General features: G+C 50.3%; 17 protein-coding genes. 12 read left to right on the forward strand and 5 right to left on the reverse strand.

Features of this window, described 5'->3' with window-relative positions:
• Positions 1-13 precede the first annotated feature (13 nt).
• A complete protein-coding gene (gene pcnB / locus IPJ88_05635) occupies positions 14-1,015 on the forward strand; it encodes a polynucleotide adenylyltransferase PcnB (protein QQR91213.1) in 1,002 nt (333 codons plus the stop codon).
• A complete protein-coding gene (locus IPJ88_05640; protein QQR91971.1) occupies positions 967-1,182 on the forward strand; it encodes a hypothetical protein in 216 nt (71 codons plus the stop codon). The genes pcnB and IPJ88_05640 overlap by 49 nt, the downstream gene beginning before the upstream one ends.
• Here IPJ88_05640 and IPJ88_05645 read toward each other — a convergent pair.
• Positions 1,142-2,467, reverse strand: coding sequence for a hypothetical protein (locus tag IPJ88_05645; GenBank protein QQR91214.1), 1,326 nt, complete (start codon positions 2,465-2,467; stop codon positions 1,142-1,144). The two genes, IPJ88_05640 and IPJ88_05645, sit on opposite strands and share 41 nt — an antisense overlap.
• Positions 2,468-2,563: 96 nt before the next feature.
• Between IPJ88_05645 and IPJ88_05650 the strand changes: the two genes are divergently transcribed.
• From IPJ88_05650 to IPJ88_05665, 4 genes are read left to right on the forward strand one after another with little or no spacing between them, the layout of a single operon-like run.
• A complete protein-coding gene (locus IPJ88_05650) occupies positions 2,564-3,109 on the forward strand; it encodes a hypothetical protein (protein ID QQR91215.1) in 546 nt (181 codons plus the stop codon).
• Positions 3,106-3,693, forward strand: a complete 588-nt coding sequence (locus IPJ88_05655) for a hypothetical protein (GenBank protein QQR91216.1) — start codon at positions 3,106-3,108, stop codon at positions 3,691-3,693. Before IPJ88_05650 ends, IPJ88_05655 begins: the two co-directional genes overlap by 4 nt.
• A gap of 2 nt (positions 3,694-3,695) precedes the next feature.
• Positions 3,696-4,472: a type III pantothenate kinase gene (locus IPJ88_05660; protein QQR91217.1), complete on the forward strand. Its 777-nt coding sequence runs from the start codon at positions 3,696-3,698 to the stop codon at positions 4,470-4,472.
• Positions 4,462-5,490 carry an iron ABC transporter permease gene (locus tag IPJ88_05665; GenBank protein QQR91218.1) on the forward strand — a complete coding sequence of 343 codons (1,029 nt, stop codon included), beginning with the start codon at positions 4,462-4,464 and terminating at the stop codon, positions 5,488-5,490. Before IPJ88_05660 ends, IPJ88_05665 begins: the two co-directional genes overlap by 11 nt.
• A gap of 12 nt (positions 5,491-5,502) precedes the next feature.
• On the opposite strand, the gene IPJ88_05670 is transcribed toward IPJ88_05665, so the two are convergent.
• On the reverse strand, positions 5,503-6,426 hold the full coding sequence (locus IPJ88_05670) for an FHA domain-containing protein (protein QQR91219.1): 924 nt from the start codon (positions 6,424-6,426) through the stop codon (positions 5,503-5,505).
• Positions 6,427-6,580: 154 nt separating this feature from the next.
• On the opposite strand from IPJ88_05670, the gene IPJ88_05675 reads away from it, so the two are divergent.
• Both IPJ88_05675 and IPJ88_05680 read left to right on the forward strand, forming a co-directional pair.
• Entirely contained in the window at positions 6,581-7,726 is a 1,146-nt protein-coding gene (locus IPJ88_05675) for a PilZ domain-containing protein (protein QQR91220.1), read from the forward strand.
• Positions 7,727-7,732: 6 nt separating this feature from the next.
• Complete coding sequence (locus tag IPJ88_05680) at positions 7,733-8,620, forward strand: hypothetical protein (protein QQR91221.1); 888 nt, start codon at positions 7,733-7,735, stop codon at positions 8,618-8,620.
• A 6-nt stretch (positions 8,621-8,626) separates the two neighbouring features.
• Here IPJ88_05680 and IPJ88_05685 read toward each other — a convergent pair whose 3' ends face one another.
• Positions 8,627-9,061 (reverse strand): universal stress protein, encoded by a 435-nt coding sequence (locus IPJ88_05685; GenBank protein ID QQR91222.1) that lies wholly within the window; start codon positions 9,059-9,061, stop codon positions 8,627-8,629.
• 87 nt (positions 9,062-9,148) lie between these two features.
• Between IPJ88_05685 and IPJ88_05690 the strand changes: the two genes are divergently transcribed.
• Positions 9,149-9,589, forward strand: a complete 441-nt coding sequence (locus IPJ88_05690; GenBank protein ID QQR91223.1) for a universal stress protein — start codon at positions 9,149-9,151, stop codon at positions 9,587-9,589.
• A gap of 5 nt (positions 9,590-9,594) precedes the next feature.
• Here the strand turns inward: IPJ88_05690 and IPJ88_05695 are convergent, their stop codons facing one another.
• Positions 9,595-10,245: a redoxin domain-containing protein gene (locus IPJ88_05695; GenBank protein ID QQR91224.1), complete on the reverse strand. Its 651-nt coding sequence runs from the start codon at positions 10,243-10,245 to the stop codon at positions 9,595-9,597.
• Between the two features lie 105 nt (positions 10,246-10,350).
• Complete coding sequence (locus tag IPJ88_05700) at positions 10,351-10,842, reverse strand: hypothetical protein (protein ID QQR91225.1); 492 nt, start codon at positions 10,840-10,842, stop codon at positions 10,351-10,353.
• A gap of 52 nt (positions 10,843-10,894) precedes the next feature.
• Between IPJ88_05700 and IPJ88_05705 the strand changes: the two genes are divergently transcribed.
• The 3 genes from IPJ88_05705 (at position 10,895) to IPJ88_05715 (ending at position 14,175) form a co-directional block, all read left to right on the forward strand.
• Entirely contained in the window at positions 10,895-11,800 is a 906-nt protein-coding gene (locus IPJ88_05705) for a cytochrome c (GenBank protein QQR91226.1), read from the forward strand.
• A gap of 186 nt (positions 11,801-11,986) precedes the next feature.
• Positions 11,987-12,577, forward strand: coding sequence for a hypothetical protein (locus IPJ88_05710; GenBank protein QQR91227.1), 591 nt, complete (start codon positions 11,987-11,989; stop codon positions 12,575-12,577).
• A gap of 32 nt (positions 12,578-12,609) precedes the next feature.
• Positions 12,610-14,175, forward strand: coding sequence for a flotillin family protein (locus IPJ88_05715; GenBank protein ID QQR91972.1), 1,566 nt, complete (start codon positions 12,610-12,612; stop codon positions 14,173-14,175).
• Positions 14,176-14,195: the final 20 nt, after the last annotated feature.

Below are 14,195 nucleotides of genomic sequence, written 5' to 3' on the forward strand. Positions count from 1 at the left end.
GCTCGGTTCTGCAATGGTAAAAAAAAAGCTAGACAATCCAAAGGTTTACCCTAAACGCTTTGATCCGGAGTTACTCGATAGTGACGCAATTTCGGTGACAAAGGAACTCAATGCCAGAGGTTATGACGCCTATCTTGTCGGAGGCTGCGTCCGGGACTTGTTGCTGGGACATAAGCCGAAAGACTTTGACGTTGCTACCAATGCTCTTCCTGAACAAGTTAAGGCAAGCTTTCGTCGTTGCCGCATTATTGGTCGGCGTTTTCGTTTGGCCCATGTGGTTTTCGGCCGCGAAAAAGTGATTGAAGTAGCCACCTATCGCAAAGATCCCAGTGCGAGCAACGATGGATCCGATGCAGGTGATTTACTCATCAGGCATGACAATGTGTTTGGCAATGCAGAGGAAGACGCACTTCGTCGAGATTTTACAATCAACGCTCTGTATTACGATGTGAAACGGCAAGAAGTGATCGACTACGTTGATGGCATGCCGGACTTAGACACGCCGGTAATTCGTACGATTGGTTTCCCAGGCATTCGTTTTCAAGAAGATCCCGTACGCATGCTGCGTGCTGTAAAGTTTGCCGCGCGACTTGATGCCGGTATTGCTCCCGAAGTGTATGAGGCCATGGTTTTTTTTCGAGACGAGCTCGCGCGTGCGGCCAAGCCTCGTTTGTTTGAAGAACTGTTGAAGCTCTTGCGGTGTGGCGCATCGCAGCGTGCGTTCTATTTGCTTTGGGATAGTGGCCTTCTTAGTGTCATTCTTCCAGAATTAATGCCTTATGTTGAAGAGCAAAGCGTGCACGATTACCGCATTTGGCAGAGACTTGCCGAGATCGATAAGGCTGCCACGCAAGGTACCTTGTACGATGAGGCAGTCTTAATGAATGCGCTTTTCTTTGATGCTTTAGTTGAGACTCTTCAGGTCAGAGTGATCGTGTCCAAGCTTTCGAAGAGTTTTTTGAACCGATTGTTGCACGATTTGTCGTACCAAGACGTTTACGTGACCGTATGTTAGCTGTGTTGTTGAGCCAGAAGCGCTTTCAGCGAGGCCGTGGAAAAACGATTGCCAGACGATCTTATTATCAGGCAGCTCGTGATTTTTCGAGATTCAACAGCGCGTTGAGGACTGATCATCCTTTTATCAAGGATTTGGTGTTTTACTTTCTGCTAAGTCAACGGTGAGTGAAAAACTGCGAGTGCTTGAGTCGGGGTAGGCCACGTTGGGTTCTCGCCACGATAGGTTTGTAACGGCGATCAGGAGCGATTGCGTTTGGGGCGTGGTCTCTATGAGAAGATAAATAGGAATGTTTTTACGTTCGGGGCTGTATATCCGACTGATTTCATAGTCCGTCGCATCGCGCCGAGCGGCCGATAAGGACCAGTTCACTCCATGTTCTCCTTTGAGCCAGACGCCGATGGCTCTGCCACGGTGCTCTTGTTGTATGTTGACTGAGAAATAGGCACTACCCAGCGCTTCGAGTGGGGGATCCACATCGTTAATTTTTGTGGGAAGCTCACCACTCTTTAGAAAGTGTTGAACAAAAAGTTCTGTAGTTGGCATTAGGATATCGTGCTCAGTACTAAATCCGACCCGATGCCGATCGCGATCAATTGTAGCGCGATCGAGTGCCAGCTCAGTTAAGAATTTCGGTAAGGTCTGCGAGGAAGCTTTTAGCTCGGCTTCGATGATCTCCCACAAATCAAAGCTTTTATTTCGGTGTTGAAAATTGATCGAAACAAAGCGCGCACGATCCCACATGTCCCAGAAATAGTCTCCTAGGAATGCTTTCTTTCGTTTTTCAATCAATGCCCAAAGATGTGCCGATTCGTTCCCCGTTTCAAAAGAATGACCAAACCAGCCGTGCCATGGTTGAGCCTGCAGGTTAAGAGTTCCCGATGTGAAATCGTCTCGTGCGCTTAGTTGCCATGCAAGATAGCTTGCTGAGGCATCTTTCCATTTCGGATTCATGTAAGGGGCAAGTCGGTAAAGTGAGCCAAGCGCGAATGCTTTATAGATGCACGGAATAAGCCCTTCACGGTGTTTTGGAATGGATACCGTGGCGAAACCTCTAGCCGCATCCACGTCTTTTTGATGTTCGATAGCTTCAACGGTAAATTCAGCGCATGCATGAGTGTTATCGTCGAGATACACAACATAGCCTTCAGCGCTGCCATAAACAGGCTCTGGCCAGTGGCGCGCTTTCCATTGCAGATAACTTTGCTCCAATCGTTGGAGCGCGAATTGGGCATCCGATAGGGGCACTCCTGGCGGTATTCGTACGCTCAGAGGGTAGAGCGCAGACGATAGCGTGGCCGTTTCGTTTTGGCTTAGCCGATCCCCAAAAGGTATAGAAAGTTCGCGGACGGTGCTATGCTCTTCCATATCGCTGGCCATGATGTCGGCCAGCGCTCCTAGGCCAGTGGATTGAGCCCCTTCGGAGCTACAAGTGCCAATAACAGGCACCAATCCTAGCAGGTATGGTAAAAGCTTTTGCACTACGAGCTTGCGTTTTGTATGACAGGCATTTGACACGAACCCACTCAACCTTCTAAACCGTCTATTATGGATACACCATTATTCGATCCCGGTGGTTTTTACGAGTTTGATCTCGCGATGGGGCAAGTTCGCACGCGTGAAGGTCGACGAATGGTGGTTTTATCAGACAAAACAGCAGCCTCATTGATAGCTGCTGCGGTGGCTAAGGGTGACCTTACCGCACTCAGACATTTTGGCAGAGATCTGGCTAGTTTGGTGATGACTTCTCTCGGACGCGATGCGCGGGAATTGGCGCCTGAAACAGTCTTGGGGCACGCAGCGAGTGTGCTTGCACTATGTGGTTGGGGGCGTTTGCAGTTGGAGCGTTGGGGTGATGTTTTAATTGCTGTGCTCGAAGGGCTGCCGGATGTTGATGAGGAAAATCTGGCTGCAGCTGCGTTGCTGGGTGGTTTTTTCTCCAGTTTATCTCAAGCAGATGTGGCGTGTGTCCCCCTTAAGGATGCCGGTCATTTTGTTGTGGTCAATCCCAATATCGCTGAGACCGTATGGGGATGGTCGCGACAAGGCCACAGTGTTCCTGAAGTTGCTTCCAAACTAGGTGCAGTCGCATGAGTGAAGAGATTCTACGTCTAAATGAGCTTTTGGGCCGTGTCCAACAACGTCGACATTCCGTAACCTCGCAACCGTTGTTTCCTGAGCCGTCACGGCCGCCTGGTCCCGAGAGCTTCAAGCGCAAACGAAGTGATAGTTATAGCTCGATTGCCGAAGCCATTGCTGCGCAGGAGGACTCAATCAGTGAGTTCACTGAGATCACCGAAGATCTCCCCGTGCCCGAGCCAATCGATAGAGGGGAAATCACGGCAGATATACCTATTCTTTCCCGAGTAGCCGCTGAACGAACCACAGATGATTTTCTAATTGGTCCTCCAATGGGTTCCGAGGCGATTACCGAAGACGAACTCGTCGCACCTCCGCCGCAAGATGATTTTGCTCCAATGTCGAACGATGCCACAGCCGTACGTGCGATTCCTCACATGGCTGCTCTGAGCTCATCTCTGCATGAAACCATTGAAGCGGCGTCGGTGTTGCCACCGAGTGTACCGATCGCAACCTCGGTAGGACAAGGTGCGGAAGTTAGCCTCACAACTTTTGGCGGGCTAATCCAAAGAGCGTTGTCGCTCACGCCCAAAGGTTAATTATGCTCCTTGCGGTAGACGTTGGAAACACGCAGACGGTCCTCGGGGTGTATCGTGGTAAAGAGCTTGTGCATCATTTTCGAGTTGAGTCGGCCAGTAGTCGCACGAGCGACGAGTATCGCGTTCTTCTTTCTCAGCTTATGCGTGAGATCGATTTGACTCCGAGTGCCATTGATGCCTGTATCATGGCATCTGTTGTCCCGGTGCTTGGAGAGACCTTTCGAATTGCTATAGAAAAAACCTTTTCGGTAACAACCTTAATTGTGGGTCCTGGGATTCGCACTGGCATGCCGGTTCTGTACGACAACCCGAAGGAGGTGGGCGCCGATCGCATCGTCAATGCCGTTGCAGCGTTCGAGCGTTTCGGGGGTGGAGCGATCGTGGTTGATTTTGGTACGGCGACAACCTTTGATTGCATTTCTCCCAAGGGAGAATATCTCGGAGGCGTGATAGCACCTGGTGTGCGGGTGTCAGCAGAAGCTTTGGCTCAAAAAGCAGCTAAGCTTCCTCGTGCGGAGATACGCAAACCGCAACGTGTGGTTGGGCGCAATACGCTAGAGTCTATGCAGTCGGGTTTTGTCTATGGCTACGTTGCTCTTGTCGATGGCCTTGTTGCGAGATTAAAAGAGGAACTTAATTTTCCGTGTGCAGTGATTGCCACAGGTGGTCTTGCACGGCTCATCCACAGTGAATCAACGACCATTGAAGAACTCGACGATAACCTGACACTCGATGGCTTGCGGATCCTTTTCGAGCGCAATTGTTGCGATGCAGCGTAGTATGGGCTCGCAGCATCGACGTTTTACTCTGGTATTGGTTTCGGGATTGTTGCTGCTCTTGGGGTTAATGTTGCTTGCCACTTCGATAGGCGAAACGCCTATTAATTTATCCAGAGCATTCGATTCTTCGTTGGTGCAGAACCCTGATCGCGTGATGCTGTTTTCGGTACGGCTTCCTCGGGTCGTGATGGGCGCCTTGTGCGGTATTGCTTTGGGCGTTGTGGGTGCTTCGTTGCAAGCCTTGCTTAAAAATCCCTTGGCCGATCCTTATGTGCTTGGGACCAGTGGTGGTGCAGCTCTTGGCGGGACCTTGGTACTAGTGATGGGTGCGTCGGTGAACCGAGCTTTGTTTCTCCCGATGGGTGCTTTTGTTGGAGCGTTAGCTGCTACAGCCTTTGTTTATTTTATTGCAACCAAAAGCGATAGTTTGAGTGTGACGGGTGTGCTTTTGGCGGGCATCGTGGTGAACGCGTTTGCTTCTGCAGCGATTACTTTCATTAAGCTTCTGGTGAGTGCCACCCAGGCGCATGAGTTGCTGTTTTGGCTAGTTGGCGCGATTGGCTACGAACCCTGGTCTATCCTTGGGGTTGTATCAATCTATGTGTTTGTTGGTAGCACAATTATGGTGATGCTTTCAGGCCGTATGAACCTGATGAGTTTGGGTGACAGCGCAGCGAATCATTTGGGCGTGGAGCTAAAGCGCATCAAAAGCATTTTGTTTATTGCCACAGCACTTGTAGTTGGAGGGGTGGTTTCCTTTTGCGGCATGATTGGTTTTGTGGGTCTTGTTGTTCCCCATGGGGTACGACTCGTTCTAGGCCCCGATCACCGCTGGGTTGTGCCCGTCAGTGCCTTTGCCGGTGGCGCTTTTCTGGTTTTAGCTGATTTGGGAGCGCGCATGCTTTTTCACTGGCTGGGGAGCGAAGCTCCTGTAGGTGCTGTAACAGCCATGATTGGTTGTCCTTTGTTCTTGTGGCTACTTAGTCGTGGCAATCTTCAAGAACGTTTACCGCTCTAAGTCAATATTGTACTAGGGATTGCTGAACAACAAAACCAAGCCAACAATGCTTAGGCCTATGACGATGGCTGCGATGCTGTAAATGATCCAGTCGAGGGTTGCCGATACATTGGCTTTTGGGGGAAGTTGAATCGCTGTTTCACTGGCTTTGGGGCTAAGTGCTTCGGTGGCTGGAACACCTGGTTCGATTTTTAGTGTCTGATCTTCTTTGCCGTCGAGTTCTTGAATAAGCGCTTCGGCAGCGTCTTCAAAGCGAAGGCTACTTTTGCCGACAGTGAGAACATCGTTGTGTTGTAAGAGGCGCTCTCGAAGCAATTTGCCGTTAATATTAAGCTCACCATCTTCAAGTAAGCTTTCAGCAAGGTAGCCTTCGCTTTTGCAAAGCAAAGCAAGGTGTTCTCGGGCAGCGTCGGCGTCTGACAACGGAATATCGCAGTGTTCACTCCGCCCCACAATCAGTCGAGCAGGAGCCGCCGGAAGCAATACACTGCGCCCTTGTTGAGGCCCTTGCGTAAAGATGAGTTTGGGGCGCGGGATACGGCCTTGGGTCGTCGAAAGGATATCGCGTACAATTCGTCTAGCCATCTCCGCGCTGTGCTCGGTGTTCGTAAGGGCGTGACCTGTTTGGTTGTTGTGAAAAACAAGCAGAAAATCTCCAACCGTGACTAAATCACCTGTGCACAGGACCTTGGGGTGCATCGGATGGAGCCGCGCGCCGTTGAGCCAGGTGCCGTTAGTGGAATTGTGGTCGATAATGACGAATTGCTCCCCTTGCCTTGCAAGAGTTGCGTGATGAATACTGATGCACAGTTGCGGCAGCCTCACATCGGCGCCGCGCCCTCGCCCAATCACAATACGGTCCTGCTCAAAGCTGTACTCCAGGCGAGAGGCGCTTTCTCCCTGATTTTCACGTGATTTTGCTATCAAACGGACCATGGTTAGGTAGTGAGATGTAGGACAATGTCAGAAAATTGGACACATTAAAGTGCGCCAAGGCATAGTGGTTCTTAGAGGCCTCTGGATTAGCCGGATTTACGTTTTTTTTTCCAGGGTTTTTGAAGGCCATTTGGCCCAGATGGGGAGGAAAGTTATGCAAGCAGCAGTGGATCGGCGAATACAGCATGAGCCCCGTATTCCCTTTAACGCATCCGTTGAGCTCGCAAATCAGACATTTGATGCTGCTGTTGAGGCAGATGGAGTAGATTTATCACCACGCGGTCTCAAGGTACGCGCGCCGATGATGCCCGAGCTTGGTTCTTGGCTTCGCTGTCGTTTTCAAGTTGAGCCGGGAGCACCAGGCGTTGAAGCAGAAGGCGAAGTGGTTTGGATCAGCGATAGTGGCTCTCACATGGGAGAGTTTGGCGTACGGTTTGCGCAAGTCGATCCCGATATCGAACAGTGGGTACGCGACTTCGCTGAACGTCATTCCGGTGAGGATTTCGAGGAAGAATTTTCAGGAGTTCGTCAAAAAGATGATTTAGACGAGGCCGATCAGCGTTTGGCTGACTTCAGTATGTCAACGGAGCTACGTATTGATCATCTCCGCACCCCCGTGTTGACGCGCATGGCTCATCAAGCCAAAGATCTCGTGATTCTTGAGCAAGACTTGCCTTTTTTGCGAATTCACACGGGTGTTGAGGTAGCGGATTCAGAGTGGGGACAAAAAGCAGGGCGTCTCGCTTCTGTTGACCTACAGATGGTCGGAAATATGCCGAAGTTGTGCCTGGGTGTGATCTTCGATGATTTCGGGTCAGCATCAAGTGTTGCACATAAGAGCCCGGATACCGTTCAAGATCTGGAGGCTCCAGAGCCTCCGCCGCTTGATCTGTCAAAACAGGGGCCTATCGTTGAGCAGAAGTCCTTCGACTATGAAGACATGCCGACGCCTGTGCATAACAGCGCGCCTCAGCTTCTGATGAAGGCGCTGCAAGCGGAACGTGAGGAAGAATACCAAGAGCAACGCCAACAAGAGCGCGAAGAACAACGCGTGCATGCTTTTGAAACGGAAAAGCAGACAAAGAAAGACGATATATCGGCTAGCTTTCCTACAAAAGAGAGTTATCTGTTTCAGCGAGATTCGACCATGTTGGGTCGTGTGCAAACAGGACTAGCTCGCGCGGCTGTGCAAACTGTGGCTCATCTTAGCACGCGTTCGGCCATGTTACGGGAGCGCATCCATCAGCTGTCAAGTAAGCGTCAAAGCAAAAGCATCTCACGTGGCAGTAAAAAAATGTGAACTGGCTTGTCCTTTTTGAAAGTTCTCGGCTCTCAGATGGGTCTGCGCGTGCCGGGAGTGGGTGCGGTAAAACGTCGCAAGACTTCACCTGCGCCAAGGCAGGCTAAAGTATTGTCGCGACCCATGTATATGGCACGCGGCGCTGCTCTGGCCATTCCCAAGACCTGGCTTTATGCCGGCAGCGCGATGCTGCTTGGCGCTTTGCTCATGTGGGCGTTTGGACATTCAAAGCAGACCGAAGTCGTAAAGCAAGTTGATAAAGAGCGAGTCAGTTCGGTTGAAGCTGAAGACAATTCACCCGTCGCAGAAGAAGTCTTTGAAGAAGAAGTTTTTGCTGACGGAGCTGAGAGTGCTAACGAAGAGTTAGAAGCAAGGGCCAATACGGGCGTTGATCCTTTGCTTGAGTCCGCTCTCCCTGCGCCGTCGTACGAAGCAGGCCCGGTCTCACCCACACGCTATCCAACTTTGCAGCAAAGCGCAAAGAGTACTTCACGCCCACAGGCAAGTGACAGTCGACCCTCGGTTGTTGAAAGAGCTCCTAAAGCTCGTGTTGTAGCAAAAGCTGAACCGGTACAAGCAACGGCCTCTTCGAGCGGTCCGAGTTTTGGTGCGGGCAGCGTTCGAGGTGCGCGCAGCTACACTTTGCGTATGTCACAAACTGTAAAGGATCTGCAGGGCAGCAAAGCCCCTGATGGTTTCCGAGTACGGATACCGGGTTCGCTCTCGCTTGACAAAGCCGGTCCCATTGCTGAAGCAAACCCACAGGTTGCTCGGGCGATGATCTTGAACCACGGCGACTACGCTGAGCTTTCGGTTTTCTTTGAAGCTGGACAACATCCAGGATATCGAGTTGTTGCAAAAGGCTCGAGTCTGGAAGTATCAATCGGCCGCTAGCAAGCCCTAGTGCACCATGAGTACAGGTCTTTGGGATGTGCGAATTACGCGGTCCGCAACGCTTCCAAGTAAGGCTCGGTAGGCAACATTGTGTCCTTTGGTGCCCACGATAATAAGCTGTGCTTCATACTTTCTAGCGGTCTCGCAAATCTTCGTTGCGGGATCACCAGCGACCATATCGCCAAACAGGGCAACGTCGTTGCTTTTGTACTTATCGAGTAAAGCATCCAGCTGCTCTTTTGAGTTTTTGGCAAGCCAAGTCGTGAAAGACTTTTCGACCTCAGCCGTATTTCCTGTCGGCAATCGAGGAATATCGTAGGCATGAACCACATGAATGGGGGCCTCGAGTTTCTGGGCATAATGAATTCCAAGCTCTAATGCACGTATCGCGGGCTCGGAAAAGTCCATTCCGACGATGATTACTTTGCCCTGCTCACCCATAGCGACCTCACTGACTAAAAGTTAAGCCTATGGTACAATGAGCCATACTTTTTGTCTTTGTAAAAATAGTCAATTCAAGAGGCTCCGATGCAGGTTAAACATATTCTCACACCGATTGATTTCTCCGAAAATTCCGACAAAGCAGTGGCTTTTGCGGCGAAGCTGGCCGAGAGTTTGTCAGCCACCTTGCACGTTGTGCATATCTACCAGCTTCCGATGTACGTTGTCCCAGACGGAGGCTTCGTGATGGGTGATGAACTTGGCAGCAAGCTCAAAGCTGCTTCTGAGGAAGCGGTCAATCGCTTTATTAGTGAACGCGGTTTCTATGGCGTTACGATGAAGGCCCACGTTCTTTGCGGACTACCTCACGAAGCGATTTTGCGAATTGCAGACGAACTGGATGTCGACATGATTATCATGGGCACCCACGGGCGCGCCAAACTTTCCCGCGTCTTGTTGGGTAGTGTGGCAGAAAAAGTAGTGCGTACTTCGAATGTACCAGTAATCGTTGTACCCAATGAAGCGTAGTTGTTTTATCGAGAGTATTTTACGCTGCAACCGTAGGCATTGGTTTGAGCTTGTTCTATGGCTTTGTTGCTGCGCAGCGCGGTGACTGCGTCTTTGATGTAGTTGATGTGCTTTTTGCCATAAATGGTACCGAGAGGGGCGTTATCCAAAGCGCCTTTGTACACCAAGATGCCTTTTGCGTTGATGATGAACATGTGCGGTGTGGTTTTAGCTCCGTAACTCCGCCCAGTCTGCCCACTTTCATCCATTAGAATTGGATAGTTCATCTTGAATTTAGCTTTGGCAATCTGGTTTTTTTCAATGCCATGCCCTTGACGACCTGGAGCGCTCGAATTGATAGCGAGCCAGACCAAATCCTCGCCGGCCAGTTGTTTAGCAAGATCTTTGAGTGGTCCTTGGCTATGTGCAAATTTCACAAAAGGACATTCTGGATTAAACCATTCAAGCACCACAATTTTACCGGAATAGTCGCTTAGCTTGTGTCCTTTTTTGGAAAGGTCGGATAGCTCGATGGCTGGCGCTTTCCTTCCAACTTGTGCGCTTGCCGTGCCCTTGTTGCCATCGCTCTTTTTGGTGTTATCGGCGTGCGCTGCGTAGGGCGCGATCCAAAGGCTTAGAAGTAGTCCGTAGAGCAGCGGTTGTATCGCTTTTTGCATGGCCTTGTTCCTCATTGAAATTATCCTTCGGTTGGTAGTGCTAAAAAGCGGTCGAATAGTACAGCGGTCGAAGCTTCGGTGGGTAAATCCTCGGCCAAGTTGCTTTCAATGCTTTGTTCGCCTGGCACGCAACGCTCGGCACTGCAAGCAAGCCAGCTTACGTGGGCCTTGATCCACAACATTGTCTTGCGTTTTGTCTGTCGGTAGCAATTTGCTGTAAATCAGCGTCTCTTTTTCATAGCCATAGGTCACAATATCGCCCGGGGCTTTAAATTGCTCGGCTTTGGGAAAAGTCGCTTTGGATACCGTCCAGTTTTGTGGCGCAGTCCAAGTGACTTTGGTTGGCAGGCCACTGTCGCCTGGATGGGGCCCGTAAATATGCCAGCTTGGCTGCATCTGAAAATAGATGCCAGTCAACTTACCATGCTCTTCCGTGCTATGGCTTATCAGGCTTACGCTTACCGGCGGGCTAGTGTTTGCTTGGGGCTCAGCGCTTTTAGCGGTCTCGCTTTTTGCTTGCTCTTGATTTTGGTTTTTTTGGCAAGTAGCTAAACTAAGAAGCGATAGCAATAAAACAGTTCCAAAAAAAATTCGCATGTTGGAGTGATAGGCGCTTGAGCAAGTGATGTAAAGCGCCTATGTAAGAGCCATGAGATTTTCGCGATCTTCTCTAGTATGTTGGGTTTTTGGCGCATGCTGTCTTGCGGCTGCTCTAAGTGCCTGTGGCCACAAATCGGAGCAGTCTTCTTCGAAGGCAGCGAGCAAGAATAAAACGCCCGAGGCTTTGGCTGAGCTTGACCTGATGACCCTTGAAGCCCAGGGTGCATTCAAGACCCTGCAGCCTGTTGATATCGACGTGGTCAATGATCCCGCTTATCATGGTGGGCGCAAGCGATTTCGCGGCTATGCATTGCTTGATTTGCTTTCCGTTGTTCCGCAAAATGTGCTCGATGGCGACGACTTGCAACTTCGCTTTCACGCTGCCGATGGCTACATGACCAGTCTTGATGTGAACCGTGACTTGATGCGCAATGCTGTGGTGGCTTATGAAGATCTCGAGGCGCCGGAGGGCAAGCGCTGGGTCAATTTCCGCAAAGGCAAACGCCTGATGACACCAGCTCCCTTTTATTTGGTGTGGAAGTCGAGTCACGACGATGAAAAGCTTCCATGGCCGTATCAGTTGCTGCGCATCGAGTTAGTCAATGGCAATGTTTACGATGCGGCTTTTCCTTATCATGAAGAGCGCATGACGCCCGGTTATACGATTTTTAAAACGCATTGCATGTCTTGTCACTCTATCAACTTGGCTGGAGGAAGCTTGGGTCCTGAACTAAACGTTCCACTGAACGTGACCGAGTACCTGGACCTGACCTTTATTCGTGCATACATCCAGGGACCGCGTAGCTTCCGAGCGCGCAGTGTCATGCCGGACTTCAACGAGCTTAGTGCCCAAGAAATGAAACAGCTCATGGACTATTTGACCGTGATGCGTGAGTCCAAGGTTTGCTCGAACGCAAAAGCGTGCGAACGCCAGTATGACAGTACTGTCAATTAGACACGCTGAAACATGCCAATGTTGGCATTAATTTACCGAAAACAAGTCATGTTTGGCATGTGCAGTAAAAGAGCAATGCTTTGTTTTCCCAGTTGGATGGGCTTTCCGGTGGAGCTTGGGAATGAAGAGGTAGGCACTTTTAGATGCTTGTGAAAGCTTTATGCGGCGGTTTATACTCACTTGACTATGACCGCATTTGCGCAATGGACCAGTCTGGAATGGGTATTTTTGCTATGTGCGATGATTGGCGGTGCTTCTTTCATCGCATGGCTTCTTTTGCAGTTCATCGGCGCGAGTCATAGTTTTGATGTGCAAGGCGATACGGACATGCATGTCGATACCGACACGGAACTGTCCGGCGAAGCTGATTTGAGTTTTACTCTTTTATCTTTTCAGGGCATCTCTGCTTTTTTGACCATGTTTGGTTTGGTGGGTTTAGCCGTTTCAAGGGAGAGCGGCCTCGGTGCTGTGATGGCGATTGCTCTGGCTCTTGCTGCCGGCTTTGGCATGTCATGGCTTATTGGAAAACTTTTTTCGATTTTTGTAAATCTGCAATCAAGCGGCACCATTGATCTCAATTCGACGCTTGGCGCAGAAGGTACGGTCTATTTGCGCATTCCCCCCCAGGGGCAAGGTAAAGTAAACATTTCAGTGCAAGGACGGATGCGTGTGCTTGAAGCAACGCAAAAGGGCGATCAAGTTTTGGACTCTGGCAGCCGAGTTAAAGTGATTCAAGTGATCGACAGTAACTTACTCGTCGTACAGGCAATAGGCTGAATAAGAACAAGAGGTAGAGTGTGCAGCAGAACATGACAATTTCAGTGATAGCGGTCGTGGCAGCGGTAGCCATCGTTGTGGGTTTTCTGATGTACCTTGCTTCGCGCTACCGTCGCTGCCCGTCTGATCGGATCTTGGTTATTTACGGTCGCGTTGGTGTGGGGCAGTCTGCTCAATGCATTCATGGCGGCGGTAAGTTAATTCTGCCATTGGTGCAGGACTATGCGTATTTATCGCTTACGCCAATGACGATCAGCATTCCGCTTCAAAATGCGCTGTCGCTGCAAAACATTCGCATTAACGTGCCGAGCACTTTCACTGTGGGTATCAGTACCGAATCGCACATTATGAACAATGCTGCTGAGCGTTTGCTCGGCTTGCAGCAGGCACACATAGAAGACATGGCTCGGGAAATCATTTTTGGTCAACTGCGTCTAACAGTTGCTTCGCTGACCATTGAGCAGATCAACCAAGACCGCGAAAGTTTCTTGGAGTCCATCCGAAAAAATGTCGAACCCGAGCTTAACAAAATTGGTCTTTATCTTATCAACGTGAACATTACTGACATTACCGATGAATCCGATTACATCGAAAGCATCGGTAAAAAAGCGGCAGCTGAAGCCATCAACAAAGCAGCGGTTGATGTTTCGGAACAAGAGAAATTTGGTGCGATTGGTCAGTCCGAAGCTAACCGCGAACGTGAGATTCGCGTCGCGCAAAATTTAGCAGAAGCCGAGAAGGGCAGAAAAGCTGCAGAGTCCGGACAGCGTGTTTACGTGCAGCAGCAAGAAGCTGAAGCTATCAAGGGTGAAAAGCAAGCGGTGGCCGAGCAGCGAATTTATGTGCAGCAACAAGAAGCTGAAGCTATCAAGGGTGAAAAGCAAGCGGTGGCTGAGCAACGAGTGTTTGTGCAACAACAAGAAGCGCAGGCTATTGATGGCGAAAACAAAGCCAAAGCTTCGATTGCTGACTACAATGCACAATTGGCGATAAAGGAAGCCGAAGCGCTGCAGCGTGGTGAAGTGGCACGTCGCGATGCCGAGGTTGAGATTCAAAAAGCGCAATACCGTGCTGAGCAAGAGCGTCTCACCGCACAGGAAGTGGTGCGCGAAGAAATTGGGCGACGCAAAATCGAAATCGCCGCTGAAGCTCAAGCTGAAAAGCTGCGAAGAGAAGCACGTGGTGAAGCAGATGCCATCTTGGCGCGTTACCAGGCTGAGGCTGAAGGTATACGCAAAGTACTTGAAGCAAAAGCTTTGGGTTACCGCGAGTTGGTGAATAGCGCGGGAGGAAATGCTAAGTCCGCAGCTACCTTGCTCATGATCGAAAAACTCGAAAACATTGTGAGTACACAAGTCGAAGCAATCAAGAATCTCAAGATTGACAAAATCACCGTGTGGGATTCAGGAAGCGCAACTGGGCAAGGTTCCTCGACATCAAACTTTGTTTCGAGTTTGATTCGCAGCCTGCCGCCTTTGCATGAGATTGCCGCTATGGCAGGTGTGGAGCTACCCAACTACCTTGGCGAAGTCAAAGACAAGGCTGAAAGAAACGGAGCAGCACCCGCCCAAACACCGGCTGGGCCTTTAGTGAAATAGTAGTCTTTTAGCGGTGATCT

Source organism: Myxococcales bacterium (assembly GCA_016699535.1).
Lineage (GTDB): Bacteria > Myxococcota_A > Polyangia > Polyangiales.

What these genes read in the sequence shown, in the direction of transcription:
- IPJ88_05660 (QQR91217.1), top strand. Translation starts at nt 3,696, where the DNA reads ATGCTCCTTGCGGTAGACGTTGGAAACACGCAGACGGTCCTCGGGGTG.
- IPJ88_05665 (QQR91218.1), top strand. Translation starts at nt 4,462, where the DNA reads ATGCAGCGTAGTATGGGCTCGCAGCATCGACGTTTTACTCTGGTATTG.
- IPJ88_05675 (QQR91220.1), top strand. Translation starts at nt 6,581, where the DNA reads ATGCAAGCAGCAGTGGATCGGCGAATACAGCATGAGCCCCGTATTCCC.
- IPJ88_05650 (QQR91215.1), top strand. Translation starts at nt 2,564, where the DNA reads ATGGATACACCATTATTCGATCCCGGTGGTTTTTACGAGTTTGATCTC.
- pcnB (QQR91213.1), top strand. Translation starts at nt 14, where the DNA reads ATGGTAAAAAAAAAGCTAGACAATCCAAAGGTTTACCCTAAACGCTTT.
- IPJ88_05700 (QQR91225.1), bottom strand. Translation starts at nt 10,842, where the DNA reads ATGCGAATTTTTTTTGGAACTGTTTTATTGCTATCGCTTCTTAGTTTA.
- IPJ88_05670 (QQR91219.1), bottom strand. Translation starts at nt 6,426, where the DNA reads ATGGTCCGTTTGATAGCAAAATCACGTGAAAATCAGGGAGAAAGCGCC.
- IPJ88_05715 (QQR91972.1), top strand. Translation starts at nt 12,610, where the DNA reads ATGACAATTTCAGTGATAGCGGTCGTGGCAGCGGTAGCCATCGTTGTG.
- IPJ88_05655 (QQR91216.1), top strand. Translation starts at nt 3,106, where the DNA reads ATGAGTGAAGAGATTCTACGTCTAAATGAGCTTTTGGGCCGTGTCCAA.
- IPJ88_05710 (QQR91227.1), top strand. Translation starts at nt 11,987, where the DNA reads ATGACCGCATTTGCGCAATGGACCAGTCTGGAATGGGTATTTTTGCTA.
- IPJ88_05690 (QQR91223.1), top strand. Translation starts at nt 9,149, where the DNA reads ATGCAGGTTAAACATATTCTCACACCGATTGATTTCTCCGAAAATTCC.
- IPJ88_05695 (QQR91224.1), bottom strand. Translation starts at nt 10,245, where the DNA reads ATGCAAAAAGCGATACAACCGCTGCTCTACGGACTACTTCTAAGCCTT.
- IPJ88_05685 (QQR91222.1), bottom strand. Translation starts at nt 9,061, where the DNA reads ATGGGTGAGCAGGGCAAAGTAATCATCGTCGGAATGGACTTTTCCGAG.
- IPJ88_05705 (QQR91226.1), top strand. Translation starts at nt 10,895, where the DNA reads ATGAGATTTTCGCGATCTTCTCTAGTATGTTGGGTTTTTGGCGCATGC.